This is a genomic window from Microbacterium sp. NPDC091662 (genome assembly GCF_044756705.1).
Taxonomy (GTDB): Bacteria; Actinomycetota; Actinomycetes; order Actinomycetales; family Microbacteriaceae; genus Microbacterium.
Genome location: NZ_JBIVTM010000003.1, coordinates 60,262 through 84,136 on the forward strand (window position 1 = coordinate 60,262; position 23,875 = coordinate 84,136).

Consider the following 23,875-nt stretch of genomic DNA (forward strand, 5'->3'; position numbering starts at 1 on the left):
TGCCGTGGTCGACACAATTTTGTTCGACTGACGCGACACAGCGCGTGAACGCGGTCGTTCTGTGCGTCGGGCGTTTCCGGCGGTGTCGTCGGGTTCGGGGAGGAGCGTGAGAGCGCTGGCCCCGTTCACGGCTCGTATGAGTTGCTCGACCCAGTAGTGGGTTGATCCGCGGTTCCCGGCTGCCATGGAAGAGGTGGGCGAGCACACGAATATCCAGATGGATGCTGGGAGTAGTGCCGGAGATGAACAGGCCCAGCTGAGCGTGTTTCGTTGTTCTGAACGTCGTCGTCTCTGATCCTGGGCCGCGGTTGCTACCGGATGTGGAGGGCTGCGGGCTGGACGGTGACGGTGAACGAGTCGGTGTCGCCGATCTGCTCACCGTCGATCTCGAACGGGCGCGGGCCGGGGAGGGTCACTTCAAGTTTTCGGGCACGGGCGTGGGTGACGGTATCGGTGCTGGTGGTCTCATCGGTACTGCTGATGAGGCGTTTGAGTCCGTTGTCCCACAGCATCGTCTTCAGTGTTCCCGCCCATTGCGCGATGCCTTCTGCGCTGAGCAGCAGGTAGTCCAGTTCGCCGTCGGACGGGTCCGCGTCGGGGAGCAGGGTGAACCCGCCTTGGAGCGTGCCGCAGTTGGCGATGAGGAGAGTGTGTCCTTCTTCGTCGCGGGCGGGCTGGTCATCGACGGTGATGTGGAAGGGGACGACATCGCTGGCGGCGAAAGCACGACCAAGTGACTCGACGTAAGCGAGCCAGCCGGCTTTGTCTTTGAGGTCATCGTCGGTCTCAGCGATCATGTGCGCGTCGATCCCGAATCCCACCATCACCACGAACCCGTGACGCTCTTTGCCGTCGGTCAGGTCCACGTCCACCCAGCCCATGTCCACGTCACGCGGGGTGCCGGTGAGGGCTCGAGTGAAGGCGGCGGGAATGTCGTTCAGGGGGACGTCGAGGTTTCGGGCGAGGAGGTTCCCGGTGCCCAGCGGGACGATGCCCAGTTCGATGGGCGACTGGATGTCGGCGAGGTGCTCGGCGACAGCACGGACGGTACCGTCACCACCGGCGACGACGATGAGGTCCGGTTCGGAGGCGACCGCGCGGCGGGTGGCGTCTCCGCCGGGATCGCTTTCGGTGGTCTCCCACCAGGACACCTCGGGAGTGGTGTCCTCCTGAAGGGACACGGTGAGCCCTTCGCTGAGGGTGTCTTTGTCCGTCTTGGACGGGTTCCACACGATGGCGAGTCGACGGGTCATGGGTGGGTCCTTTCGTGGGAACGGCGCAAGCCGGCCGCGCCTCGGGCTGGCGTGCGACCGGCTTGCGTGTTCCGAGTGCCTATTCGGCGTGCTCGTCTTCTTCGGGTTCGAAGGTGGACGCGTTGCCGGTGTGGCCGGCGGCGATGCCGCCGGGGTGGTTGGGGATCGTTCCGTCGCCCCCGAGCCCGCCCGGTTTGGTGGTGCCGTCGGAGTCGTTTGTGGGGGTCTCCGCCTCGGGACCTTCCACGGAGGTGTCCTCTGACAGCGGCTTGTCGTTCTCGGTCATCGTGGGATCTTTCTGGACGTTGATATTCTCGAGGGGAAGGTGGGGAGGACCCGCGGGGGGCACGTTCCTCCCCACCCGGCTAGTTACTTGAGTTCGTCCTTGACGTTCTCAGCGGCCTTCTTGACCTTCGCCTCTGCCTGGTCGGCGGCGCCTTCGGCAGCGAGCTTGTCGTTGTCGGTGGCGTTGCCCAGCTTTTCCTTGGCCTTGCCGGTGAGGTCCTGCGCGGCGTTCTTGATCTTGTCGTCGAGTCCCATGTCGGGTTCCCTTCCCTTGTGGTGGTGCACCGCGTGTGCGGGGCGTGTGTGGTGGTCAGTCGTCGTCGGAGTTGATGACGGCGTCTTCGGCGGCATCCATCGCCGCCTGGCCCTCTTCAGGGGATTCGGATCCCGCTGATGCTGCGGAGTCGTCATCTACCGAGGCGTCGTCCTCGTCATCGCCCTGCGTGGAGCGGTCTATGCGCGAATCGTTCATGTGGTCTCCTGTCAGTTGTTGTGGTGATGAGCGGGTTTGCGTGCACGCCGGATCAGCCCGAAGGGTTTTCGAGCGGGCGACCTTCGTCGTCCGTGGTCTCAGGGAGAGGCTCGCGAGGCGTGTTGGAGTCCTGTTCCTCGCCGGCATCGTCGGCGGGCTTCGAGTCGTGCTTTTGGCTCGACATGCTCAGCTCCGGTGGGTGAGGCGGTGCAGCAGCCCGGCGACAGGACGTTGCTGTTCGCCCTGTTGTGCGCCGAGCACGATGAGAACACCGGTGAGGGCGGGAAGAACCCATTGCACGACGCGCTGTTGACGCTGCGCGGATGTCAACTCCGGTGACGCTGCCTCATCAGCCTCGGTGACGCCCTCGCCGCCTTCGTCGGCATGCTTAGCGATCTTGGTGCCGAGGATCCCGGCATACAGGGTGGCGGCGACAGCCGCACCGGTGAACACGAGCTTCACGGTCGTGTTCGTGCGGGATTCCGGCTGCGCCGCCAGCCGTGACTTGTTACCCACGATGAGGCCAGCGCCGCCGAAGCCGTGCGCGATGATCGCAGCCAGCTGGACCGGCGCCCACTTCGCCCATCCGATGGAGGACAGCCGCAGACGCTCTGCAGGATCGGTGGCTTTCGCGGTGCCGCCGTTGAGGCCGACGGCGCCCATCAGGGTGCCCCCGAACCACGCAGCGAGTCCCACGTCGTGCAGGGATCGAACAAGAGTGTTGCGACCGGTCATGGTGCGGTTCCTATCGGTGATGATTGTGAGCTGTGAGTGGGGGTGCGTGCGGTCAGGACTTGGCTTTGCGGCCGACGATGAAGCCGTAGATGACGAGGACGATGAGCGATCCGCCGATGGCGAGGAGCCAGGTCTGCAGGGAAAAGAACTCCTCGAGCGGGGCGTTGAACAGCACACTTCCCAGCCACCCACCCAGCAGTGCGCCAACGACGCCGAGGAGGAGGGTGATAAACCAGCCGCCGCCCTGCTTGCCGGGGAGGATGAGTTTGGCGATAGCACCGGCCATGAGGCCGAGGAGAAGAAATCCGAGGAATCCCATGAACGTGTCCGTTTCTGTGATTGGGGGCGACGGGGTTAGTCGCGGCGGGTGAGGGTGGTGAGGATGGCGGTCAGCCCCGCAAGGCAGACGGCGCCGATGGTGAGCACACGGGTGGGGTTGTCGTTGTAGGCGGTCCGCAGCCGGTCCAGCTGACCCTCGATGACGGGGCGCGCCTTGTTGATGGTGTCCGTCACGATGCGGCCAACACCGGAGGCGTGATCTTCGGTTGTGGCGGGCGACGTGTCGATGGTGCGGTGAGCCGGATCGGCGGCTGGATCGATGAAACGGTCAGGATCTGAAGTCATGGGGTTCTCTGTGCGGGGTCGGTGTGAGGGGTTGGGCGCTTTCGGGCGGTCAGGAAAGTCGACGCTGGTCGTGGGCGAGCTTGGCGCGCAGGCCGGAGTGCACCGAGATGTATGTCTGGACGTTCTTTCCGGTCAACGTCGCCAGATTCGTCACGAGCTGGTCCACGTCCGCAACCACCTGGGCTGGGGAGGTGTTCTGCCGCGGTGTCACGCTGACGTGCATGACCGGGGTCTTGCGGATGTCGTTGGCGGTGACTGAGGAGAACAGGATCTCGTCGCGCTGGTCCAGGGAGTGCTTGAGGGCGTCGGAGACGAACGATTCCTGCACGGTAACGCGTCCCAGCGGGTTTTGCGCTCCTGTGGAGCGCAGAACCGTGTGGGAGCGTCCGCCGCCGACTCGGGTGAGCGCGACGATGAGGAGGATGACGAGGAACAGGATCAGCACGATGGCGGCCACAGCGATCCAGCTGATGGTGGTCGCTCCGACGGTCGTGGTCGCGATGGCGTTGTCCAGCCATCCCTGCCCGGCCTCGGTTGCGCCGGTCCAGTATTCTGCGCCAGCGGGCCAGACGATGATGGCGACCAGCACGGCGCCGATGGCCAGGAACAGGATGCCGACGATGAACAGGACGATCCTGTTCAGGGCACGGTTGGTGCGGTTCATTGCTCGTCCTCGTTCTGTTTCGGGCGCTCCACACGCACACGGGTCTTCACCTTGGGTGTGAGCTGGTAGCTGTCCACCTCGGCGGCCGCGAGCTGCTGGATCGGGTCTTTGTCGAGGGGCACGCCGACGGCGGGGCGCACGGTGACATCGACGGTGCGGTGCGAGACACCGACGGTGATGTCCTCGCGGGCGATGCCGGTCTCGTCACTCAGATGCTGGGCGACAGATGCGGCGATCACGCCGTTGTCCACGAGCACAGCACGGTTCTCGTGCTGCATCTGGTGTTTGGACAGCCGCCCGGGGGCGAGGGCGAGAAACACGAAGATGCCGCCCAAGACGGCGAGCACGACCCCGAAGACGGCCACGAGCCATCCGGGCTGCGCGGTCGGCAACCCGATGAGCCACGTCGCCGCGGCCGCGGGCCCCAGCAGCAGCGCCGGCTGTGCGAGCAGGAATAGCACGATCTCGGTACCGATGTAGATCAGCACGACCAGCAGCAGCACGACCGCGATGATCATCGCGACGGTGCGGGGCGAGTGGGTCTCGCGCCGCAGGACGCGGCGGAACGCGGGGGAGCTCATTTCACTCTCTTCTTCTGCTCGGCGATGACGGCACCCGTGATGGTGATGTTCACCCGGGTGACCTCACGTCCGGTGACGTGCGCAATGCGGTCCCGGAGCTGTTCTTGCGCGGTTTGCACACGCTCAAGGACCGGGGCACCGGCGTGGATGGCAGCTGTGTCGTCCAGGTGTGGGATCGGGAGGGGTGTACGGATGGTCAGGGCTATTCCGCCCCGCGCTTCCGACACCCCCACCGATACGTCACCGCGATCCACCCGAAGGGTGGTGGCTGTCGCTTCCTCAGCGACCTTCACGAGCACGCGCTCTTTGATGGTGATGCGGCCAGGATAGGGCGAGGCGTCGTGCGACCCCCCGGCGGCGACCCGCGTGAGGTCGCCGCCGGCCTGGCCGGCTCCAGCCGCACTCATCACGAGGTGCGCCGGCCGGAGAATGCGTTCGCGAGGCCGCGCACGTCGAGCTTGCCCGACATGATGCGGCCCACGAGCGCGCCGATTCCCATGAACAGGGCCACGAGGAGGAACCCCCAGAACCCGAACAGCAGGATCGAGACGGCGAGGATGACGCCCATTAGGGCGCCGGTGACGGTCGGGTTCATGAGACGCGCGACTCTTCCTCGTCCTTGTCGTCCGAGGGCAGGTGCACGTCGTTGACCTCGACGTTGACCTCGACGACCTCGAGACCGACCAGCTGGCTGATCGCACCGCTGACCGCAGCGCGGACGTTGGAAGCGACTTCCTGGACCGGCATCGGGTACTCGACGACGATGGTGATGTCGGCGGCCGCCTGGGTCTCGCCGACCTCGACCTTGACGCCCTGAGACTTGTCGTCGGCGTTCACGACGCTGCGGATCGCACCCATCGCACGGGCGCCACCGCCACCGAGCGCATACACGCCGGGAACCTCGCGGGCAGCGATGCCGGCAACCTTGGCGACCACGCCGTCGGCGATAGTCGTCTTGCCGGCAGCGGTGTCGTCCGCGGTGGGACGGGCCGGGGTGGTGCGGTCCACACGCGAGCCGCCGAGAGCGGGCGTGGGGGCACCGGGGGTGGTGGGGGTCTGGTCTTCGGTAGCCATTGCAGTCCTTCTAACGGTTGGAACAGGAGAACGCAACCACCTCACAGGCATCGCGTTCAGAGCGATATGTTCGCTCTACAAGTAAGAGTCCCGTTCCGGCCGATTCGTCACAAAATAGTTTGAGAAAGTTTTCAGACCCATGACCTCACCACGGAGACAGGGCCTAGAAGCTGCACCGGATGAGATCCTCGTCGAACGCGCAGCCCAGGGCGATGCGGCTGCTTTCGAGGCTCTGATCCGCAGGCACTCGCCGCTGATGCGCGCATATGTCAGCCGCATCGTGGGGTCTGTCACCGAAGCCGACGACGTCGTACAAGATTCTCTCTACACCGCGTGGCGGCGCCTACCCGAACTGCGTGATCCGAAGGCGGTGAAAGCCTGGTTGATGCAGATCGCCAGCAGGCAGGCGTTCAAACACCTCCGCCGCCGCCCGCACGAAGACCCTTTTCCCATCCTGGAAGCTGCCCACCCGTCCGATACACAACCGGAGAACGTCGCGATCCGAAACGCTCAGCTCCAAGCCCTCGCCGGGGCGTTGGACACCCTCCCCCCTGACCTCCGACAAGCCTGGTTGCTGAGAGAGGTCGCCGAACTCAGCTACGACGACATCGCGAAACAACTCAACATCCCCCGCACAACCGTCCGGGGAAAATTATCCCGAGCACGCGCGTCGATATTCGCGCAGATGGAGGAATGGCGGTGACTGACACGACACCCCGCACGTTGGACTGCGGGAAGACCATTGAAGAGCTCAGCGACTACCTCTCCGCTGACCGAATCCCCTACGACCCGTCCATCGAGACCTGCCCAGAATGCCTCAACGCCCTCGAGGCGCTCAGCGGCGTCTCGCAGCTCAGCCGAGACCTGCTCGCCCACGACGCGGCGAACCTTCCCGCGCCACCGGCGAACTGGATGGAACAACTCATGGCAACCATCCACGACGAGGTCCGTGCGGGTAGATCTGTGCCGCTTCACCACCCTGACCCTCGCGTGATCCTCACCGTCACCGAAGGTGCTCTTCGCGCCCTGATCCGCAATGTCGGCGACGACGTGCCCGGAATCATCATCGGAAAATGCCAGTTCAACGGAGACGTCGAAACCCCCGGTGCACCCGTCGATGTCACCGTGACCGCCAGCATCGCCTGGAAGTACCCGATTCCCGAAGCCGCGAGCGAATTGCGTGACGCTGTCCGTGAGACACTCACCACCCACACTCACCTCAACGTCATGTCTGTCAACGTCACGGTCGAAGACCTGCACGGCTACAACACCACCACCCAGGAGATGCCATGACCAGCAACATCGACACCCCGCTCTCCGCTGACGCCCTGGACCCGGAGACCCTCACCGCGGCAGTGCTCGAGATCGACAGCGTCATCGACATCTACCCACCGGCCTTCACTCTCACACAGGCGCCCCAGCTGGTCACCGCCCTGGTTTCAGGCACGCCTTCTCGCATCAACCTGGTCGAGGTGCGGAGCGACGGAGCCGCGCACACTCTCACTGCCCGAATCGGCACCCATCGCCACACCCCCGCACCGCAAGCCGCAGCCCACGTGGCGGACGCCCTCCTCGCCCTTATCCCCGACGACCACGATGCGACCGTGACCGTCCAGATCTCCCGCATCGCCTAAGACGAGCCGCGTACCTTGTTGCCCACAGCGGCGTTGGAATTCACCGACGACACCCTCCTGTTCGCCGCCATCGGCGTGATGACCCTCGCCGCAGCCCTCCTCCCACGACTGCTCGGCAAACTTCCCATCTCGATCCCGATGGTGTTCCTCGCCGCCGGCATCATCGTGTTCGCTCTCATCCCCGACCTCCCCGACCCACACCCGAGCGATCACCCCGACATCACGCTGCATCTGACCGAGATCTGCGTCTTGGTCTCCCTCATGGGCGCCGGTCTTGCCATCAACCGGCCGCTGCGCTGGCGAACCTGGTCCACCACGTGGCGGCTGCTGGCCATCACCATGCCGCTGTCCATCGCCGCTGTGGCCGTCCTCGGATGGGTGGGGCTCGGACTCGGAGCCGCGAGCGCACTCCTTCTCGCCGCAGCTCTCGCCCCCACCGACCCCGTGCTCGCCACCGAGGTGCAAGTCAGCGAACCCGTCGACGACGAGAATGCCGACGACGAGGTGCGGTTCGCGCTCACCTCCGAAGCGGGACTCAACGACGGCCTCGCCTTCCCCTTCACCTACGCCGCCATCGCCATCAGCATGGTCGGCCTCGCCCCGTCAGCGTGGTTCACCGACTGGTTCCTCATCGACGTGCTGTGGAGGATCACCATCGGCGTCATTGCCGGCATCGGCACCGGTTGGCTCTTCGGCAGACTCTTCTTCTCCGCGCACCTCGCCGGACGCAAAGTCGTCGACCAAGCCGAAGGATTCGTCGCCATCGCCGCGATATTCCTCGCCTACGGCATCGCCGAAACCGCGGAAGGATACGGCTTCATCGCCGTATTCGTCTGCGCAGTCACCATCCGGGCATCAGAACGAGGACACGGCTACCACCAAGTCCTCCACAAGTTCGTCGAACAGATCGAACGACTCCTCACCATCGCCGTCGTCGTCCTCCTGGGCGGCGCCATCGCCCGGGGCCTATTCGCCGACATCGGCTGGATCGAAATCCTCGTCGCCCTGCTGATCCTGCTCATCGTCCGCCCCCTCGCCGGATGGATCGGGCTCACCCCCGGAAAGACCGGACCCCGCGAACGCAGCGTCATCGCGTTCTTCGGCGTCCGCGGCGTCGGCTCGCTGTTCTACATCGCCTACGCCACCCAAAACGGCTACTTCCCCGACGGCGACCGGCTCTGGTCCATCGTCGGCCTCGTCATCGTCGGCTCCATCTTCATCCACGGCCTCGCCGCCACCCCCACCATGCGACTCATCGACGCCACCCGCCACCGAGTCACCCGCCGACGCGGCGGCGACCACACCGACATCGCCACCACACCCGTCTAAACCGACCGGCCCGCGGCAACTGCCTGCGCTCCGCGCACTGCAAGGTCTACCGGCGGCCTCATGTGGGCGCCGACACCCCAGTACTGCGGATCAGGGCAACCGCGCGAGCGGGGCCTCCCGCACGAACCTCCGCTGCCACGGAGTCTCAACCGCCCCGCGGCGATACGCAGCACGAACCCAGGCCACCGCCGCCTCGGCCGGCACACCGTCATACCGGGCAAGGATGGCAATAGCCGTCCCCGTCCGTCCCCGCCCGCCCGCACAGGCGATCTCCACTCGCTCCGTCAAAGATCGGTCGTACGCATCCCGAAGGGCCGCGATCGCGTCTGAGGGAAACCTGGGGATCCGGAAATCCGGCCACATGAGCCACCGCGACTCCCACCTCTCCTGGTGCGGCCGCGAGGTGAGATACAGACCAAAGCTCGGTGCGTCCCCGTCACCGACAACCCCATCACTCAGTGCTCGTCCACGCACGGCGCGGCCGCTGGGCAGAACTACCACCCCGCTCCGAGCAGGCGACCACGATTCCACACCATCATCCTCGCCGAAAGCTTCACGCGCATCCACACCCCAGAAAGTGTCACGACAAGAAGACCCCGAGTACCCGAAACGATTCCATTTCGCGTGACATCTAATGTCACTTCACCGTGATTCCGACAGTGGTGCTGTCGAACAACGACGGAATGGTGGTCGCCTCGAGCAAGGAGGCCAAAGCGCTGGGCCTGGATCTCGGCCGCCCGTGGTTCGAGCTGCGCCCGCATGCTGCCCGCCTGAAATTGCGGGCCTTGTCCAGCAATTACACCCTGTACGCCGATATGAGCCGCCGCGTCATGGAGATCCTCGCTCGGTTCACCCCCGATCTGCAGATCTACTCGATCGACGAAGCATTCTTCGAGGTGAGCCCGCGCATCGCGAAGGATCCGGACGCGATGACCGCCCTGGGGCGAGAGATCAAAGACACGCTCCGCCGGCTCGTCGGGGTGCCGGTGTGTGTCGGAATCGCACCCACGCGCACTTTGGCCAAGCTCAGCAATCGCTGTGCCAAAAAGGTCGAGGCATTCGATGGCGTGTGCGTGTGGCCGGCGACTCGTCCGGAGTGGCGAGAGGCGCTGATGTCCCACCTTCCGGTCTCGGAGGTCTGGGGGATTGCGTCCAGGCTCGAGCGTCGGCTCGCTGGCATCGGGGTCACCACGATCGCCGAGCTCGCGGCCGCGGATCCCGTTCTCATCCGGAAGACCTTCAATGTCACGCTGATGCGCACCGCGCTCGAGCTGCGAGGTGTGCCGGCGATCGTCGCTGAGGAAGATCGGACGGGGAAGAAGGATCAGTTGATCGTCTCCCGCAGCTTCGCGGAGAAGATCACCACGAAGGAGGGCATGCGTCAGGCGTTGGCGATCTATGCACAGCAGGCCTCGAGCAGGCTGGTCCGGCACAACCAGGTGGCGAAGAGCCTCACGGCGTACTCGGCCGAGCAAACCCGGTTCCCCTCGCAGGTGGTCCGCCTGCCATTCCCGACGGCTGATCCCGTCGAGCTCACGCGCGCAGCGCATCGCCTCTTGCCGCAGATCGAGGAGGGCGTCAGGTGGGCGCGCGCGGGCATCATGCTCACGGATCTTCGGACGGCGGACGTGGTGCAACCGCTTGAGCTGTTCCGACACCCGCACGAGGAGGCCGGCATCGCCACCCTGATCGACAAGGTTCAGAAGAAGGCTGGCGGTCAGGATCTCCTCGGGTTGGGCTGGGGAGGTATGCGGCCAGGCCCTAGCTGGCAGATGCAGCGCGGGATGCTGTCGAAGAGAGCCACCACCCACTGGGACGAGCTCATCATCGCGCACGCTCGCTGACCGAGTGGTTTGACGCGAAAGAGGCCGCCCCCGGTCGGAGGGCGGCCTCTTTCGCGGAGGGCATCAGACGTTCTCGAGGAGATCCTTCGCGAGGAGATCCTTCAGGGTCTCTGAGGGGTCAGTTCCTCTCGTGCTGGCGAGCCGGAGGAGCTGCTCCATGATGGCGGGCCTATTGCTGAAGTCCACCTCGAGCACGTAGCGCCCTGTGGCGGGATCGTGGCGGGAGGTGAATTCCTCCACGGCAGTGCGGAGGGCGTCGGAGTCGTTCGTGATCCCGAGGGTCTGCGCGGCGTTGAGGAACCGCGTGCGCTGCTGGGCTCCGATGCGTGCCCGGAGCGTTGGGGAGGGGCCGGCGCCGGCCTTCTGTCCGTCGACGCGCGGCCGGCCGCCTACGGCCTTCTGGACAGCCTCTGGGCTACCGAGCGCATCCAGGAGCATCTGCTGGCCGATGGCTGCTGCATCTGCTCCGTGCGCGCCCTCTCCGCCTGTGGGTTCCCCCTCGGGCTGCTCTTCGATCGCAGCCAGGGCCGCGTATCGCTCCTGTTCCTTCTTCGTGAGAGTCACTGCTGTTCCTCCTCCATCTGCTTGCGGTAGTACGACCCGAGCGGCATAACGTGATAGATCGTGAAAACCCCGGGGCTCTTGGCCTCGATAAGCACTTCGATAAGGCGTTCCGTTCCCGAGTGCTGGGGACCGATGAAGACCCGCCGAGGGTTCGAGGAGACGCCGGGCGCCGCCTTGACGTTGGGGCTGGTGTAAATCGAGTTCTGCATCGCATAGAGCGCGTCCTCATCCGGAATGCCGTGCTTTCCGGCGGAATCGGTGAACTCGATGGGCATAGAAGTAGTGTAGCACAAAACCTAATGTTCTGTGCTACAAAACCGGACGCATGCTTAGCCGTGCAGAAGCGCGAGGAAGTCGGGCCACACGAGGACACGGGGCTGCGTGCTCGACGTCGATCGGAGCAGCTGCTCGAGAGCTGGGGGAGTCGTAACCGGATCCAGGCCGAGAGCTTTCCGGGTAAGCGGCATCAATCCCATGAGGGCTTGCTCGCTCGGCAGCGGGCTCAGCTGGCCATCGGCCGTTGATGTCCAGCAGACTGGCTGATTGGTCTTGCTGTCTCGGGTGAGTAGAACCTCGATCGGATCCGCCAGCCATGCCGCCTTGAGATCGTCGACGTGCTCGCTCGTGTATCCGTTCCATCCCAGCCAGGTGAGGTGCTGCGGAGTCCACGCGAAGACGTGCTGATCCACCAGGCGCACGTCGGGGAAAGCGCCGTCGGCGTTGGCGATCGCCTCGCGCTGCAGCCGCTGCAACCGGGCGGTGCGCAGCTGCTCTTCGGTTGCGGCCAGGCCTGCCGTGCGGGCGGCGTCGAAACGCTCGCTCCACGGCGAAGGGAGATGTGTGAGCTCGATCGTGTGGGGACCCGAGTACCGCCAATCGCCGAAGTATGACAGCAGCGTGTCGGCGACGTAGCCGGGGGCGTGAAGCGTGCTGACGACGTCGTCGACGGCGGGGATGAAGGAGACCGCAGGGGACGGGCCTTCGGGGAGCTCGGGGAGTGCGAGCTCGGCTGCCCATTCGGCAGAGGCGGGGAGTTCTGGGGTGAACAGGCGCTCACTGCGCATCGAGCTCAGGATGCTCCACCAGGCTCCGAGGTAGCTTTCCGCGGTCTCGGGATCCTCGGCGATGTTCGTCATGCGGAGTGCGTACTGGGCTGCGCTCCACCGTGCCTGCCAGGCCACGGGGATGCTCACCGGCACCGGACGCCCCGGAGCCCATGCCGCGGCCGTGCTGGCCGAGTTCGTGCCCTTCGGCCACACCGGCATTGCTGACCAACCGAGGCAGCGAGCGACGTCCTCGTACGGCGCGTGGTACGCCGGCTCGGCGAACGTCGGTGGGATCACGGGAACGCGCCAGAGCTGGCTGTGCTCCTCGACGACCGGGATCACGATCGCCGGCGGGCATGTCGTTTCTCGAGGGAGGCCCGCGCCCTGCACGAAGGCTTCGAACAACGCTGGTAGCGCCGTGCGGATGTGCCAGGTGTTCGTGGGCCACAACGGGGTGAGGACGAAGAGATCTTCGTCGCCGAGGGCGTGGGATGTCGACTCGAACAGCTGCGCCCATGCCTCGATGCGTGTCCCGCTCTCAATGACGCTGACGACCTGTTCCGGCTGGCCGTACGGCCGGTATCGCGGTGAACCGTCGGGCCTTGGGAGCAGCGGTGGGAGCGGGACCTTCATCGATCGTCCGTGACGCATGCCGTACTCGAGGACATTGCGCAGGGGCCATCGGCCGCCACGTACGCCCATCTTGAGCTGCGGCGCCCCGAGCACTGGATCTGGAATCTCCCGTGTGCCGGCGACCTGTCGAAACCGCGGCCCCGAGAGGCCGAGGATCGCGGCGGCTTCCGCTGCGTTCACCTGGAAGCTGTGCAGGTAGTCGTCGGGGGCGATGTGTGGGATCCGAAGAGAGGCCATGCAAACCACGCTAGCATTTCAGCGCTCGAAATGTTCACTCTATTTGCATTCGGTGGGCTGTGTCCGATCTGAGCGCTCGTCCCGACCCATGGCAGGAGACAACCGACTCCCCGCTCGATCGAAAGGCACGCCATGGAATCCGACGCCTCACGTCTAGAGGCCACATCGCCCACCCTGCCCGAGCTGCACTCGGCCGAGTTCGTCGATGTCTGGGACCCCACGGAGTACGTCCACCTCGAGGTCACTGGTGCGTACGGGACGAGGACGGCCTACGTCGCCAATCGAGTGGCCGAGTACGCGATCGACAGCTTCGGCGCTGAGATTCGCCGCATTCACGGCTCGTCCGTTCTGTCGCCGGCGCCGGCGTCGGTCGCTCAGAATCAGGACCAGGCGCTCGAGGTGATTGAAGCGACGCTGCGGGATCTCAACCGGCGCCTAGCGGCGTTGGAGGTGGAGCGACTTCTTGGCGAGCGTCCACGGGCTGATGCGCCGATCGTGCTCGTCATCGACGAGTTCGCCTCGCTCTTCGACTCTCCGAGTACTCGGAGTATGAACCCTTCAGTGCCGGCCCGGATCCGCGAGTACCTGGGAGATCTCCTCGCCCTCGGCCGCGACGTCGGTATCCACGTCATCCTCACCGGCCCTACGCCGAGTTTCGCCCAGTGGGGCCACCGCGACGGGATCGGGCAGATCGTGCTCGGACCGATGAGCAGCGTAACGATGGCCCGCCTCACCGCGGGGCTCTATCGGGTCACGGAGCTGCCGATTCGACCGATCGGCGCTGGGTGGTACTTCCGCCCCGGCGACCACCAGCCACTGCCGGTCTGGTTCTAAGAGAAGGATGGAGAAGCTAGTGAGTAGCAGCAGAGCCACTACAGCAGGCACCGGGCAAAGGAACGGTTGCTTCGAGCGTCGTCGTGAACGGCACCGCACTCAGGCGGCGAGACGTCGAATGAGTCTCCGGATTCTCTCATCAGCCGCCGGAGCGTTCGCTTCCGAGATGCGGGGCAACCGTGCGAGAGCTGAACTTCTCAGCGCGATGTCTAACCGGGACACACGGACCTATGACTTGCTTTCTGTGCGATCTCGTCGGTCCCGCGGCCGGGGCATAAATCGCATTCTCAGCATGGCGGGCACGGCCGTACTTTCGGTGCCGATCGCCGTACTCGTCCTGTCGCTATGCTCCCTAAATCTCAGCGAGCTCACCCTCTGGGAAGTGCCTGTATCTAGAGTCGTCGCCGCAACTGTTTTGCCCTTGGCCCTTCTTTATTTGGGTGCACAGTACGGGCGCGTATCTGCTCGGAATGGGCAACGTCTTGCCGGCATCTCGGCGAGCAGATCGTGCTCGGACCGATGAGCAGCGTAACGATGGCCCGCCTCGGCGATTTCCGCCCCGGTGTTCACCAGCCGCTGCCGGTCTGGTTCTAGGGGGAAAGCGACATGTATCTCGACTATGACTTCAAACTCGTCACCGGATGGCGGACCCCGCGCTGGGCTCAGTGGGCAGTCAACCCCGATGCTTCACCCGAAGCGCGCGCAGCGATCGAGCAGCTGCTCGCCTTCAACCGCACGCTCCGCCGGTTGAGCTGGATCGTTACTCCGCTCCAGCTCGTAAAAGTCCTCTCTGCTGGCTTCGCTGTTATCGGCGGGTTCGCCGGCCTGTTCGGAATTCTCTTGAGTCGGTTCTTCTGGCATCGCGGGGAGCTGGAGGACGAAAGCCTCCTCCAGCAGATCTCAGACAGCCCCCTCTTCTGGTCCATTTTCGGCGCGACAGTGCTCGCGATCTCCCTTCACGGTTTGGTGACGCTGATCATCGGGCCGATTGAGGCGGCGAGGAAGGCGCTGATCGACTCGCTCGTACTCCCCGATTTCAGAGCCATCCGACCAACGCCCCGAATCGAGGAGTTCAAGGTCCCGGAGAGCGTCCCCGAAAAGCTCGCCTGGGAGACGGCCGGTTTGCTCGTGGTCTATGACAGCGTCGCAACGCGGGCCGCGAAGCTCGGGGAGATCCTCGCCTCGAGCCGCGCCCACCACCTCAGCACCGAAGAGCAGCAGATCCAGGAAGAGCAGCAAGAGGCCCTCGAGCAGATGCAGGCTCGTCGAGCGGAACTCGCCACGCAACTAGCCGATGCTTTCCGCGCCGTTGAGCGCTCTTCCAGTCAGGAGTCGTCATGAGATCTGTCCGTTTCCCCTCCCGGGGTGTGCTCGTTGCCCGCGCCTGGCAAGCGCTGTGCCGCGGACCGTTCTTCATCGCGGGCTGGTTCTTCCTCGTCCCCGCTGTGGCGATCGCAGCGCTCACATTCTTGTCAGTGATCTTGTTGCTCATCACCATGGTTTTCACCGGCGAATGGGACGGCCTCCGCGTTCTCGCTGGAATGTTCGTGTCCGGATCTCTTCAGGTTCTCGGCCTGGCTGGTCTCCTCCTCGTGACTCTGGTGGTGAACGACCGGATTATCTACCTCGCGCGTCCGGCGTGGCCGCGTGATCCTCGGCAGGCGACGAGGCGCCGCTCCGTCGACGTCGCGAAGATGGGCCGTCGTCGATGAATGCTGAGCAGTTGGCACGGTGGGGGCGGTCGCTGACAGCGGGGAGCGACCGGCTTCAGCGCTTCGTCAACGCCCGAGATCGGGTGGTTGTCTGCATCGGGGGCGCGATCGGATTGGGGTTCTCCCTGCTCGTCGGCACGGCCTGGTTCTGGGCGAGTATCTCGATGATCGTCCTCCCGGTCTTCCTGGTTATGGCGCACCTGCAGCGCCGTCGTATGACCTGGGGAGGCGCGGGGGCTCTCGTGATGGCCCCGTTCCTCAATCAGTTCATGTTCGTGTCGCTGGAGATCTACGCGGCGATCATCCTGACCGCACTCGTCGGCCTGTTCCTGCCTCCTCTGCTCCGGCTCGCGGGGTGGGGCCTGATCGCACTCGCCAATCTCGGAGACGTGACCCCGTAGCCGGCGTCCCGGCTCAACCTGGGAGGCTGGACGCATGCAGATGCTCGCCTCCCTCTTCGTTCCCCAGGAACAGGACTACATCTCACCCTTCGACACGCGCGTGCCGGGGTTCCGATCGGGCTGGTGGGGCGACTACTTCCAGAACACGATCGACCCTGATCATCGCCCCTACTCCTTCACAGATCACACCGGAGCCGAAGCGGCTCGAGCGTTGCTCCGCGAGCACGCCGGCTTCACCAACCGCAAGATCGGCATCTCGCTGCCCCCTCGTGCGGTGGCCGTCGACTTCATCGAGGTCCGCGAAGATCTCTATCACCCCCGGCAGGGCGTCGGGACCCGGGTCGTCCGGCTGATCGAGGCCATCTATCCGGACGTCACGCTGTTCGCGTTCTCCGAAGGCGCAGACCAGTTCTGGGGATCAACGGGCTGGGAGTTCATCCCTCGAGCAGACGGCGACGACAGGCCGCGCCCGCTCTTCGTCCTCCGCCGAGAAGGGGACGGCGCATGACCGTCGAACAGTTCCTCGTAGCGTTCATCCCGCAGCTCCTCGCCACGATTGCCGGTGGCGGCATCGGCGTATTCGGTGTCTGGCTCGCCTTCCGATGGCAGCAAGGAGCCTCTGCGCGAGATGCCATAGATCGAGCTGTTGAGAATCTGCTGGTCAGGATCGCCGATTATGTCGCGGATCTGGAGGCATACCGCGGCGACTTCGAGATGGTGAACTGGGGTGCCGGCGGGCGCCCTCAACGGCAGATGCCGCATGCCGCGGTCGTCTCCATCGCCGTCGAGCTGGTGCGGATGCGCACCAAGGGCAGCGAGCTGGCGATCGCCGATGAGATCGGTCGGGCCTGGAGTCTGATCGCGGGCGCCGGACTCGACAAGCGCGGCACGGCTTGCGCCTTCCTCGCAGAGGCGATCACGATGTGGCGCAGCGGCGCGACACCCGAGGCCGTGGCCGATCGTCTCGAGACAGCGCGGCAGCTGTCCCTCAAAGATGACGATGTCGAGATCAGCGCGGACGACGACTGACTCCTCAGCCCGACTAGTCCCCGTCGATGCCGCGCAGCTGCGCAGCGATGAGCTGAGCCGCGGCGTCGGGCGTCTCGCCGGCGTCGCGTGCGTCGCGGTACTGGAGCGAGGTAGCAGCTCGCAGCGCCCCTTCTCCGAGCTCGCGGGCGAGAATGCGGCGAGTCTCGGCGTACCAGAGGTGCCAATCGTCCATGCCTGGAGCCTCCTGGCGCAGTCCTTGCAGCATTGCCGCTCGGTCGCGCTCGTCGAGTACCGACAGGCCGGGGTCGTCCGTGAGCGCGTCGACCACAGCTCCGATGGTCGGCACGGCCTGCTCGAGCTCGAAGCACTCCGCGCGCAGCGCGTCCATGAACGAGATCAGGGCTGTCTGCTCACTCCCGGGCTGGATCTGCCGGGCGTGGGCGATCAGGTTGACCGCGGCCGTCGAGATCCGCACGGCGCCGTACTTCGCGATCGTCCGCGCGGTCTGCCAGCCATGACGTGCAGCTGCAGCGCGGTTGAGTGTGGAGTAGTGCTCGAGGGTGAGGGTGATCGGGTCCATGGGCGGTGTCTCCTCGTCGGTGGTGGATCTGTCTGCGTTCATCCTGCGCGAAGGGGGTGACAGGACTGGTGTTGCGCCGCGCCCCTGCGGCGAGCGCGGCGTGTCTCAGAGTGCGTGCAGGGGAGAAAGGGCGCTGTGTCGAGGGGGTTTGCCGCCTCGGCAGTCGGTCCCTTCCCGGAGGGGGACATGCGGCGAGCGCGGGGGCGATCAGGGGGTGTCGGTGTGCTCCTGGCGTTCGCGCTGCGCGCGCATCGCGACCCCGACCGCGAGGGATCGGGCGCTGACGACGCGGGGGCGGCCGAGGATCTCGAAGGGCATCCGCTCCTCCCACCAGTCGGCGCGGTCGCGGGAGCTGAAGGGGACGGCGACGACGTCGCCGCCGGCGAGTTCGACGAGGAGGACGACTTTCTCGTCCGTGTTGGTCTCAGGCATGGTCATTGTTCCCCTCGTGCGGCTGGTCGGTCATGATCTCGATGTCGAACCGGGCGGTGCGGTGGGTGCGGGACATGTGCAGCGACAATGCGGCGAGCGCGTCGTCGAGGGTGCGATCGGCTGCGATGAGCCAGCACTCCTCGCAGAGTGTGCAGGCGAGGCCGCGGATCTCGTCGAGTGCGATCGTCATTGGTGTCGCTCCCAGATCTTGAAGGCCCGGTGGAACTGGGGGCTGTCGTCGCGGCCCTGGGTGACGAGTTGGTCGAGGTAGTCGTCCAGCTCGGCCTGTGACATCTCGCGCGGGTCGGGCTGCTCGCGCTCCTGTGCGCGAGCGGTGCAGGCGCGATCGTTGCTGCACTCCCACCCCTCGGAGCCCCAGGGGGTGAAGCCGCGGGTTCCGATCCGGTGGCATCGCCGGCATTCGAGGGCCTGCCCCCGCTTCCGATCCCCGCTCACGGCCCCTCCTGGTCTGCGGCGAGCGCGGGCGGCGGTTCGTCCCAGGTGCCGTCGGGGTTGAGGGCGGGGCGGCCGGCGTCTTCCCAGCGGCAGATTGTGGCCCAGTCGGGGCGATTGCCGGCGGGGTAGGTGTTCGGGGCCATTCGCTGCTCCTCTCTGCGATTTGTCCAGCAGGCTGCTGGACAAATGCCGCGCTCTGCCATGTGCGTTGTTTCGCTTGCTTGATGTATCTAAATATACGGTATTGATGACCGCGTGTCAACTCGGTTGGGGTTTGGTCCGTGGACCGGGGCGGTGTCTCCACCCCGGCCCACGGTGTCACTCGCCTGCGAGGAGCGTGAGGACGTCGGCGGCTCCGGTGATGAGCTTGGCGTCGTACTCGCGGATGAGGCGGTGGCATCCGGCGGATGCGGCGGAGGTGACGGGGCCGGGGACGGCTCCGAGGGGGCGGCCAAGGGCGGCGGCGTGTCCGGCGATGTTCAGGGAGCCTGAGCGCCACCCGGCCTCGACGACGACGGTCGCACGGGAGAGGGCGGCCAGGATCCGGTTGCGTGCGAGGAAGCGCCATTTGGTGGGGGCGGCTCCGACCGGCATCTCGCTGATGATCGCGCCCTTGACGGCGATGCGGGTGAACAGCTCGTTGTGCCCGACGGGGTAGGCCCGATCGACGCCTCCGGCGAGCGCGGCGATGGTGGGGAGGTCTGCGCCGAGGGCGGCTCTGTGGGTGCTGGAGTCGATGCCGTAGGCCCCGCCAGAAACGATCGTGACGTCGTGGGTGCGGAGGTCGTCGACAAGCTCGCGGGCGGCGTATTCGCCGTATCCGGTGCTGGCGCGTGCGCCGGTGATGGTGATGGGGGTGGATGCGGCGAGCGCGGCGGCGTTTCCGCGGACGTAGAGGGCGACGGGGCGCTGGGTGCCGAGGCTGGCGAGCGCGGGGATGGTGTCGGGGTCGACGATGGTGATGCCTGCGCGCTCGGCTGCGGCGAGGTTCTCGCTGATCGTCTTGGTGCTGATGCGTGGCGTCCACCGGGTGAGTGCTTCCTGGGCCTCAGCTGCGCTGAGTCCTGCGTCCACGAGGGCCGCGTGGCGGTCTCCGCTCGAGGTGATCGTGTCGAAGGCGGCAACGGGGCCGAGGGCTTCGATGAGCGCACCAGCGACGCCGTCGCCCGGCTCGATGAACGTGGTGAACGCGGCGCGAGCTGCGAGGGTGTCGGTGACCGTGGTGGCGGTGGTGGTGCTCATGATGTCCTCCAGTGAAATGTGTGACCTGACATCACTAAATATACGCATTTCCTCCGACACTGTCAACTAAGTTGGGATAACTATTCTCCCGTCATGAGAAAGGGCGACCTACGGCGAGCGCGTGGAGCGCTGTTCGTAGGTCGCCCGGTGTCGGCGGGGCGGGTGTCAGGTGAGCCGCGCCGACGTGGAGTGCAGCTCGTCGATGAGCTGGGAGGGGATCGTGTCGAGGTAGGCGATCCGGGTGGCGCCGCCCTCGGAGTACTCGACGAACAGGCTTCCCCCGCGCGGCCTGTTGTCGATGAGCACGGCCGGGCGCGCAACCCCGTCTGAACCGGCGTAGACGACCGCCTGCGCGCCGCTCATGGCTCCCCCGGCGTGGAGGGCTCAACGGTGCGGAGCGCGTCGTCACAGGCCGCACAGAGTTCGGTGCGGGTGTTCTTCGGATCGGAGTTGTCGAGGGTTGTCGCGATGTAGATCGCGGCGGTCGTCGTGCCGCACTCGGCGCACACCAGCGGCCCTGCATCCTCGGCGGCGAGGGCGGCCCGCTCGTCGCGGAGGGCGCGGGCGGCGCGGGGAGTCATCTGCCCCGTGGTGACGGCTTCCCAGAGGTCGGCGGGCCAGCCGTCGGGGATCGGTGCGGGCGGGGTGGCAGAGATGTCGATGTGGCGGTGGCGGGCGATGGTCACCCGCGTGGTGGTGGCGCTCATGGCGTTCCTTCCGGGGTGGGGGGAGCGGCGGGTTTCCCCGCCGCTCCCAGATGGTTAGCGGCGGTTGAACGCCCACTCGGGGAGCATCGCCGCATCCAGCACCTTCGCCATGAGGCCCGCGAAGGAGAGATCCGGGTCGATAGCCGTTGCCCGCTCGACGTAGACGTGAGCCTCCGATGACCGGCCCAGCGCCCAGGCGATCCACCCGGCACTGATCAGCGCGGCGGCGGCGTGCACGTCGGCTGTGTTCGCGGCGAGGTGACGGCAGATCGCCAGTGCGCTTTCCAGGCGGGCGACGTCGGGGCGCTCACCGCGTCCGAGGAGCGTTTCTGCGACGTCCGCATCGACCTGCGCCGTCAGGTGGTACTGCACCTGAGTGGCGAGGGCGGCGGCGCCGTGCTCGGTGTCGCGCGCCCACTGGATGAGGGCGACGTCGCGGAGCATGGGGCGGACGAGGACGGCGAGCAGCTGCGCGGCATGCGCGGAGCGCAGCTCCTCCGGTGTGGTGTCCGTCGCCCGCTCAATGGCCTTGAGCGGGTCGAACGTCACCGAGGCGAAGTCGCCGAGGCATCCGGCGATTCCGGCGGCCGCGACCTCATCCCGCTCGGGCAGGGTGTGTGCCAGCGACTGCGCCGGGACGGTGGGGTCGGCGTGCTCGGAAGCGCTGATCCACGCGGCGGGCTGAGCGGCCTCTGTGGGGCGGAAGTAGTCGCCCCAGGCGTCGCCCGTCACGTACAGCGCTTCGGCGACGGGGATGCCCTGCTCGTCCAGCCGCGCGGCGAGCATGGTGGCGATGACCTCCGAGTCCTTCGGGTCGCCGTCGGTGTAGACGATGACGATCGCGCCCGTCACGTCCGGCACCCGGAGGAGGTACTCGGCCATGAGGTTGATCTGGTCGACGTTGGCCCGCTCGGGGAGATCGAACCGCATGACGCCACGGGTGCGGGTCTCAACGAACGGGACGACGACGATCGACTTCTCCGGCTGGAAGCCGGCGAGGCGGGGGATCACCGCGAGGAGATCGGCGGAGGATGCCGCCCTGAGAATCTGAACCATCTGAATCACTCCTTTGATTGTGTAACCTGACATCAGTAAATATACGGGTCTGAGATAGAGGTGTCAAGTAGGTTGGGATAAGTAATTTCGGAGGGGTGGTCAGTCGTCCGATTCGGGAGCGGTCGAGGGGGATTCTGCGGCGTTCAGTGCCGCCGCGATCTCGGCCGATGAGGCGCTCAGCACGGCGAGGTACGCGCGGAAGGTCGCGTCGGATTCGTCCCCGTCGAGGTAGTGCCCTCCGGGTGCGAACGGCGCGCCGGGCATGAGGAGCGTGTTGCGCGCATGCTCTGCTGCCTCGCGGTCGGACATGTCCCACCCCTGGCGCTGATCGTCGCCCACAATCACGAGGGCGGAGCGGAGCGCCGTGTCCCTCGGCGGGTGCTCATGCTCGGGGAGCTCGACGGGGATGCCGGGGGCTTCGTGCTGTTCGGGGTTGCCGTTGTAGAGGGTGGAATCGTTGAGGTTCACGCGCACCAGGCCGCTCGCCTCGGTGGTGTCGATCTGCACCACGGGCGTACCGTCCAAGCCGGTGTAGAACGTCGTCTCGATCCCGTGGTCTTCGTGCCCGCGCTGCGCACGGTCGAGGGTGATCGCGGCCGCCACGATCTGGCGGATCGCGGCCTCGTATTCGATGTCCGCGCCCATGGCGAACCCGAGGGCGGTGAGGGGGTCTTCCCCGTCGTGTGTCTCGCGATCCGCGACGGATGCGAGGACGGTCGTAGCGGCGGCTGCCGCGATCTGGTCGGTGGTCTTCATGGCTGCTGCTCTCCAAGCTGAGGGGTGCTGATCGGGGAGGGTGGGCGGAGCGTGTGCCCCGCCCACCCGGAGGGCGCTAGGAGCGCTCGGCCTCGGACGATTCGACGGTGATGTCGTACCATCCGTGCTCGCGGATCGCCTCGGCCACGTCTTCGCGGTCGAGGTCATCCTCGGCGGCGCTGATCGCGTCCTCATCAGTGCGAGCCGTGCGGCGGTAGTTGACCCGTGCGCGGATCACGACGTCGAGGGAGACGTCCCACTCGCGCTCACGGGGAACCCCGTTCAGCTCGTCCGCCAGCCGGTCATACTCCTCGCAGAAATTCGCGTAGTCGGCGATCCGTCCGGCCTTGTCCCAGAAGGCCACGAGTCGGGGGTCGCCGCCGTCGAGAATCTGCTCCGTGCGCAGCCGCCGAACCTCGTTCTCGAGTTCGACCACGCGCGCCCGTGCGAGGTTCGCGGCTTCCTCGGCGCGTGCGATCTCGCCCACGGCAACCCTGCGGTTGTCGGTGAGCACGATCTCTGCGACCTCGGTGCCCTCAGTGGTGGTGGTGATGTCGGTCATGATGTTCCTCCTATGGATTGTGTAACCTGACATCTCTAAACCTACGGGGAGCCTCCGACATTAGCCCTGCGTCCTCCGAATGGGGGACGCGAATGCACGAATCGGCGGGCATCCCGAGAGGTGGGATGCCCGCCGATCTATCGCGCTGTCACTCGCTCGCCGTGGTGGCTTCTTCCCACATCTCGGGGTCGGCTTCGGCTACGCGCTCGCGCACCATTCGCGCGGCATCCGGCTGCGCGGCGGCGTCGAACACATCGGCCAGCGCCTGCGCCTCGGAGTATGACCAGTGCTCCCAGAAGTCCTCGCCAACTGCGATAGCTCGGAGCAGGCCGTCTAGGCGCTCCACGGCACCGCTGAGGGCCGCGTGAGCCACGGAGAGGCTCTTCCCGGCGATCACCGGCTCCAACGGCCCAGCTGAGTCCTTCTCGGCCACCACGGCGCCGCCTTCCCACTGCTGGCGGACGATGTTGGGGTCTTCGCCCGTCCACTCCTCCAGCGTGTGGACAGTCGCCTCGGGGTACGCGAGTGAGGCCGCGTGGGCGAAGTTCGCGATGCCCTCGGTCTCCCACTTTCCCGGGTACTCGATGCTGGCGCATTCGCCGTCGAAGTGAAGATCGGTGAAGGTCGGATCAGCGCTGCCCACGGTCTTGCTGTCCTGGTCGATCTGGTGCTCTCCGTCAACGTGGTGATTCCACAGCGCGATGAGCCGAGCTGCTACCGCCTCCCGATCTGCGACCGCCTGCGGGAAGTGAGCCTCAACTGAGATCCACATGTTCATTTCTGCCTCCAAATGCGTTGAATATATGACCTGACGTGTTAGAATCTATAGACAGCCTCAGACATTCACCTTTCGGCCCCGCGCGCAGCGGGGGGCACGCCCCGAGAGGCACAGCGAAACACCAGCCCACAGGCCCCAGAAAGGGGCGGGGAGGGGCGCGCAGCCGCAGCGCCGGGGGAGAGGCCCGGGAGCCGCAGAAGGCTCCCCAGAGGCGAGTGAGGAGCCGGGGGAAGCAGGGGCCGGCTAAGACCACCAAAACGGACCCGGGGGGCATCGGCAGACCCAGGGCCGAGAGCAGCGCAGAGGTGGCGCGCAGCGCCGCCCACGAGGGCATGCGACCGGCCTGCCGGTCGCCCCGGGTGGAGCGCGTGAGCGCTCCACCCCCTCCCGCCGG

General features: G+C 66.2%; 39 protein-coding genes. 11 read left to right on the forward strand and 28 right to left on the reverse strand.

Annotated elements, in window-relative coordinates:
- Positions 1-311: 311 nt before the first annotated feature.
- The 12 genes from ACIQLD_RS18495 to ACIQLD_RS18550 all read right to left on the reverse strand — a co-directional run bounded on the left by ACIQLD_RS18495 (position 312) and on the right by ACIQLD_RS18550 (position 5,688).
- A complete protein-coding gene (locus ACIQLD_RS18495) occupies positions 312-1,253 on the reverse strand; it encodes a diacylglycerol/lipid kinase family protein (protein ID WP_402610421.1) in 942 nt (313 codons plus the stop codon).
- A gap of 79 nt (positions 1,254-1,332) precedes the next feature.
- A complete protein-coding gene (locus ACIQLD_RS18500) occupies positions 1,333-1,539 on the reverse strand; it encodes a hypothetical protein (protein WP_402610423.1) in 207 nt (68 codons plus the stop codon).
- Between the two features lie 83 nt (positions 1,540-1,622).
- The gene (locus ACIQLD_RS18505; protein WP_113680274.1) at positions 1,623-1,793 is read right to left on the reverse strand and encodes a CsbD family protein; all 171 of its coding nucleotides are present in this window, start codon (positions 1,791-1,793) and stop codon (positions 1,623-1,625) included.
- Between the two features lie 55 nt (positions 1,794-1,848).
- On the reverse strand, positions 1,849-2,010 hold the full coding sequence (locus tag ACIQLD_RS18510) for a hypothetical protein (RefSeq protein ID WP_402610425.1): 162 nt from the start codon (positions 2,008-2,010) through the stop codon (positions 1,849-1,851).
- Between the two features lie 186 nt (positions 2,011-2,196).
- Positions 2,197-2,745 carry a hypothetical protein gene (locus ACIQLD_RS18515; protein ID WP_270410265.1) on the reverse strand — a complete coding sequence of 183 codons (549 nt, stop codon included), beginning with the start codon at positions 2,743-2,745 and terminating at the stop codon, positions 2,197-2,199.
- 52 nt (positions 2,746-2,797) lie between these two features.
- Complete coding sequence (locus ACIQLD_RS18520) at positions 2,798-3,064, reverse strand: GlsB/YeaQ/YmgE family stress response membrane protein (protein WP_270410263.1); 267 nt, start codon at positions 3,062-3,064, stop codon at positions 2,798-2,800.
- Between the two features lie 35 nt (positions 3,065-3,099).
- Complete coding sequence (locus tag ACIQLD_RS18525) at positions 3,100-3,369, reverse strand: hypothetical protein (RefSeq protein ID WP_270410261.1); 270 nt, start codon at positions 3,367-3,369, stop codon at positions 3,100-3,102.
- Between the two features lie 49 nt (positions 3,370-3,418).
- The gene (locus ACIQLD_RS18530; RefSeq protein ID WP_402610428.1) at positions 3,419-4,033 is read right to left on the reverse strand and encodes a hypothetical protein; all 615 of its coding nucleotides are present in this window, start codon (positions 4,031-4,033) and stop codon (positions 3,419-3,421) included.
- Positions 4,030-4,614, reverse strand: coding sequence for a DNA/RNA endonuclease G (locus ACIQLD_RS18535; protein WP_270410258.1), 585 nt, complete (start codon positions 4,612-4,614; stop codon positions 4,030-4,032). The genes ACIQLD_RS18530 and ACIQLD_RS18535 overlap by 4 nt, the downstream gene beginning before the upstream one ends.
- Positions 4,611-5,024 (reverse strand): hypothetical protein, encoded by a 414-nt coding sequence (locus tag ACIQLD_RS18540; protein WP_402610430.1) that lies wholly within the window; start codon positions 5,022-5,024, stop codon positions 4,611-4,613. The genes ACIQLD_RS18535 and ACIQLD_RS18540 overlap by 4 nt, the downstream gene beginning before the upstream one ends.
- Positions 5,021-5,209 carry a DUF2273 domain-containing protein gene (locus ACIQLD_RS18545; protein ID WP_127011604.1) on the reverse strand — a complete coding sequence of 63 codons (189 nt, stop codon included), beginning with the start codon at positions 5,207-5,209 and terminating at the stop codon, positions 5,021-5,023. Before ACIQLD_RS18545 ends, ACIQLD_RS18540 begins: the two co-directional genes overlap by 4 nt.
- Positions 5,206-5,688 (reverse strand): Asp23/Gls24 family envelope stress response protein, encoded by a 483-nt coding sequence (locus ACIQLD_RS18550; RefSeq protein WP_113680267.1) that lies wholly within the window; start codon positions 5,686-5,688, stop codon positions 5,206-5,208. The genes ACIQLD_RS18545 and ACIQLD_RS18550 overlap by 4 nt, the downstream gene beginning before the upstream one ends.
- Positions 5,689-5,827: 139 nt before the next feature.
- On the opposite strand from ACIQLD_RS18550, the gene ACIQLD_RS18555 reads away from it, so the two are divergent.
- The 4 genes from ACIQLD_RS18555 (at position 5,828) to ACIQLD_RS18570 (ending at position 8,651) form a co-directional block, all read left to right on the forward strand.
- Entirely contained in the window at positions 5,828-6,391 is a 564-nt protein-coding gene (locus ACIQLD_RS18555; protein WP_270410253.1) for an RNA polymerase sigma factor, read from the forward strand.
- Positions 6,388-6,981, forward strand: coding sequence for an Asp23/Gls24 family envelope stress response protein (locus ACIQLD_RS18560; protein WP_402610432.1), 594 nt, complete (start codon positions 6,388-6,390; stop codon positions 6,979-6,981). Before ACIQLD_RS18555 ends, ACIQLD_RS18560 begins: the two co-directional genes overlap by 4 nt.
- Positions 6,978-7,322 carry a hypothetical protein gene (locus ACIQLD_RS18565; protein WP_270410248.1) on the forward strand — a complete coding sequence of 115 codons (345 nt, stop codon included), beginning with the start codon at positions 6,978-6,980 and terminating at the stop codon, positions 7,320-7,322. Before ACIQLD_RS18560 ends, ACIQLD_RS18565 begins: the two co-directional genes overlap by 4 nt.
- Positions 7,323-7,400: 78 nt before the next feature.
- On the forward strand, positions 7,401-8,651 hold the full coding sequence (locus tag ACIQLD_RS18570; protein WP_270410509.1) for a sodium:proton antiporter: 1,251 nt from the start codon (positions 7,401-7,403) through the stop codon (positions 8,649-8,651).
- Positions 8,652-8,741: 90 nt separating this feature from the next.
- Here the strand turns inward: ACIQLD_RS18570 and ACIQLD_RS18575 are convergent, their stop codons facing one another.
- Positions 8,742-9,218 carry a protein-tyrosine phosphatase family protein gene (locus ACIQLD_RS18575; RefSeq protein ID WP_402610434.1) on the reverse strand — a complete coding sequence of 159 codons (477 nt, stop codon included), beginning with the start codon at positions 9,216-9,218 and terminating at the stop codon, positions 8,742-8,744.
- Between the two features lie 92 nt (positions 9,219-9,310).
- Between ACIQLD_RS18575 and ACIQLD_RS18580 the strand changes: the two genes are divergently transcribed.
- Complete coding sequence (locus ACIQLD_RS18580; RefSeq protein ID WP_402610436.1) at positions 9,311-10,495, forward strand: DUF4113 domain-containing protein; 1,185 nt, start codon at positions 9,311-9,313, stop codon at positions 10,493-10,495.
- A gap of 63 nt (positions 10,496-10,558) precedes the next feature.
- On the opposite strand, the gene ACIQLD_RS18585 is transcribed toward ACIQLD_RS18580, so the two are convergent.
- Genes ACIQLD_RS18585 through ACIQLD_RS18595 form a run of 3 tightly spaced genes read right to left on the reverse strand, consistent with a single transcriptional unit; the run spans position 10,559 to position 12,975 of the window.
- Positions 10,559-11,059 (reverse strand): hypothetical protein, encoded by a 501-nt coding sequence (locus ACIQLD_RS18585; protein WP_402610438.1) that lies wholly within the window; start codon positions 11,057-11,059, stop codon positions 10,559-10,561.
- Positions 11,056-11,334: a hypothetical protein gene (locus ACIQLD_RS18590; protein ID WP_402610440.1), complete on the reverse strand. Its 279-nt coding sequence runs from the start codon at positions 11,332-11,334 to the stop codon at positions 11,056-11,058. The genes ACIQLD_RS18585 and ACIQLD_RS18590 overlap by 4 nt, the downstream gene beginning before the upstream one ends.
- A 54-nt stretch (positions 11,335-11,388) precedes the next feature.
- Complete coding sequence (locus tag ACIQLD_RS18595; protein ID WP_402610442.1) at positions 11,389-12,975, reverse strand: hypothetical protein; 1,587 nt, start codon at positions 12,973-12,975, stop codon at positions 11,389-11,391.
- Positions 12,976-13,107: 132 nt separating this feature from the next.
- Here ACIQLD_RS18595 and ACIQLD_RS18600 point away from each other — a divergent pair, with 132 nt between their 5' ends.
- The 6 genes from ACIQLD_RS18600 (at position 13,108) to ACIQLD_RS18625 (ending at position 16,951) form a co-directional block, all read left to right on the forward strand.
- Positions 13,108-13,809: a hypothetical protein gene (locus ACIQLD_RS18600; RefSeq protein ID WP_402610444.1), complete on the forward strand. Its 702-nt coding sequence runs from the start codon at positions 13,108-13,110 to the stop codon at positions 13,807-13,809.
- Between the two features lie 606 nt (positions 13,810-14,415).
- The gene (locus tag ACIQLD_RS18605) at positions 14,416-15,150 is read left to right on the forward strand and encodes a hypothetical protein (protein WP_402610446.1); all 735 of its coding nucleotides are present in this window, start codon (positions 14,416-14,418) and stop codon (positions 15,148-15,150) included.
- Between the two features lie 26 nt (positions 15,151-15,176).
- The gene (locus ACIQLD_RS18610) at positions 15,177-15,521 is read left to right on the forward strand and encodes a hypothetical protein (protein WP_402610448.1); all 345 of its coding nucleotides are present in this window, start codon (positions 15,177-15,179) and stop codon (positions 15,519-15,521) included.
- Positions 15,518-15,922, forward strand: coding sequence for a hypothetical protein (locus ACIQLD_RS18615; RefSeq protein ID WP_402610450.1), 405 nt, complete (start codon positions 15,518-15,520; stop codon positions 15,920-15,922). The genes ACIQLD_RS18610 and ACIQLD_RS18615 overlap by 4 nt, the downstream gene beginning before the upstream one ends.
- Positions 15,923-15,956: 34 nt before the next feature.
- A complete protein-coding gene (locus ACIQLD_RS18620) occupies positions 15,957-16,430 on the forward strand; it encodes a hypothetical protein (protein WP_402610452.1) in 474 nt (157 codons plus the stop codon).
- The gene (locus ACIQLD_RS18625) at positions 16,427-16,951 is read left to right on the forward strand and encodes a hypothetical protein (protein ID WP_402610454.1); all 525 of its coding nucleotides are present in this window, start codon (positions 16,427-16,429) and stop codon (positions 16,949-16,951) included. Before ACIQLD_RS18620 ends, ACIQLD_RS18625 begins: the two co-directional genes overlap by 4 nt.
- Before the next feature lie 13 nt (positions 16,952-16,964).
- Here ACIQLD_RS18625 and ACIQLD_RS18630 read toward each other — a convergent pair whose 3' ends face one another.
- The 12 genes from ACIQLD_RS18630 to ACIQLD_RS18685 form a co-directional block, all read right to left on the reverse strand.
- On the reverse strand, positions 16,965-17,492 hold the full coding sequence (locus ACIQLD_RS18630; RefSeq protein ID WP_402610456.1) for a hypothetical protein: 528 nt from the start codon (positions 17,490-17,492) through the stop codon (positions 16,965-16,967).
- A 207-nt stretch (positions 17,493-17,699) separates the two neighbouring features.
- Positions 17,700-17,924: a hypothetical protein gene (locus tag ACIQLD_RS18635; protein ID WP_402610459.1), complete on the reverse strand. Its 225-nt coding sequence runs from the start codon at positions 17,922-17,924 to the stop codon at positions 17,700-17,702.
- Complete coding sequence (locus ACIQLD_RS18640) at positions 17,917-18,114, reverse strand: hypothetical protein (protein ID WP_402610461.1); 198 nt, start codon at positions 18,112-18,114, stop codon at positions 17,917-17,919. Before ACIQLD_RS18640 ends, ACIQLD_RS18635 begins: the two co-directional genes overlap by 8 nt.
- Positions 18,111-18,380, reverse strand: a complete 270-nt coding sequence (locus ACIQLD_RS18645) for a hypothetical protein (RefSeq protein WP_402610463.1) — start codon at positions 18,378-18,380, stop codon at positions 18,111-18,113. The genes ACIQLD_RS18640 and ACIQLD_RS18645 overlap by 4 nt, the downstream gene beginning before the upstream one ends.
- Positions 18,377-18,523 carry a hypothetical protein gene (locus ACIQLD_RS18650; RefSeq protein ID WP_402610465.1) on the reverse strand — a complete coding sequence of 49 codons (147 nt, stop codon included), beginning with the start codon at positions 18,521-18,523 and terminating at the stop codon, positions 18,377-18,379. The genes ACIQLD_RS18645 and ACIQLD_RS18650 overlap by 4 nt, the downstream gene beginning before the upstream one ends.
- Positions 18,524-18,698: 175 nt before the next feature.
- Entirely contained in the window at positions 18,699-19,622 is a 924-nt protein-coding gene (locus tag ACIQLD_RS18655) for a DNA-processing protein DprA (protein WP_402610467.1), read from the reverse strand.
- A 165-nt stretch (positions 19,623-19,787) separates the two neighbouring features.
- Complete coding sequence (locus ACIQLD_RS18660; protein WP_402610469.1) at positions 19,788-19,985, reverse strand: hypothetical protein; 198 nt, start codon at positions 19,983-19,985, stop codon at positions 19,788-19,790.
- Positions 19,982-20,329 carry a hypothetical protein gene (locus ACIQLD_RS18665; RefSeq protein WP_402610471.1) on the reverse strand — a complete coding sequence of 116 codons (348 nt, stop codon included), beginning with the start codon at positions 20,327-20,329 and terminating at the stop codon, positions 19,982-19,984. Before ACIQLD_RS18665 ends, ACIQLD_RS18660 begins: the two co-directional genes overlap by 4 nt.
- Before the next feature lie 54 nt (positions 20,330-20,383).
- Positions 20,384-21,385 (reverse strand): DUF4192 domain-containing protein, encoded by a 1,002-nt coding sequence (locus ACIQLD_RS18670; RefSeq protein ID WP_402610474.1) that lies wholly within the window; start codon positions 21,383-21,385, stop codon positions 20,384-20,386.
- 99 nt (positions 21,386-21,484) lie between these two features.
- Positions 21,485-22,141: a hypothetical protein gene (locus tag ACIQLD_RS18675; protein WP_402610476.1), complete on the reverse strand. Its 657-nt coding sequence runs from the start codon at positions 22,139-22,141 to the stop codon at positions 21,485-21,487.
- 76 nt (positions 22,142-22,217) lie between these two features.
- On the reverse strand, positions 22,218-22,703 hold the full coding sequence (locus ACIQLD_RS18680) for a hypothetical protein (RefSeq protein ID WP_402610478.1): 486 nt from the start codon (positions 22,701-22,703) through the stop codon (positions 22,218-22,220).
- Between the two features lie 148 nt (positions 22,704-22,851).
- Positions 22,852-23,481, reverse strand: coding sequence for a hypothetical protein (locus tag ACIQLD_RS18685; protein ID WP_402610480.1), 630 nt, complete (start codon positions 23,479-23,481; stop codon positions 22,852-22,854).
- Positions 23,482-23,875 lie beyond the last annotated feature (394 nt).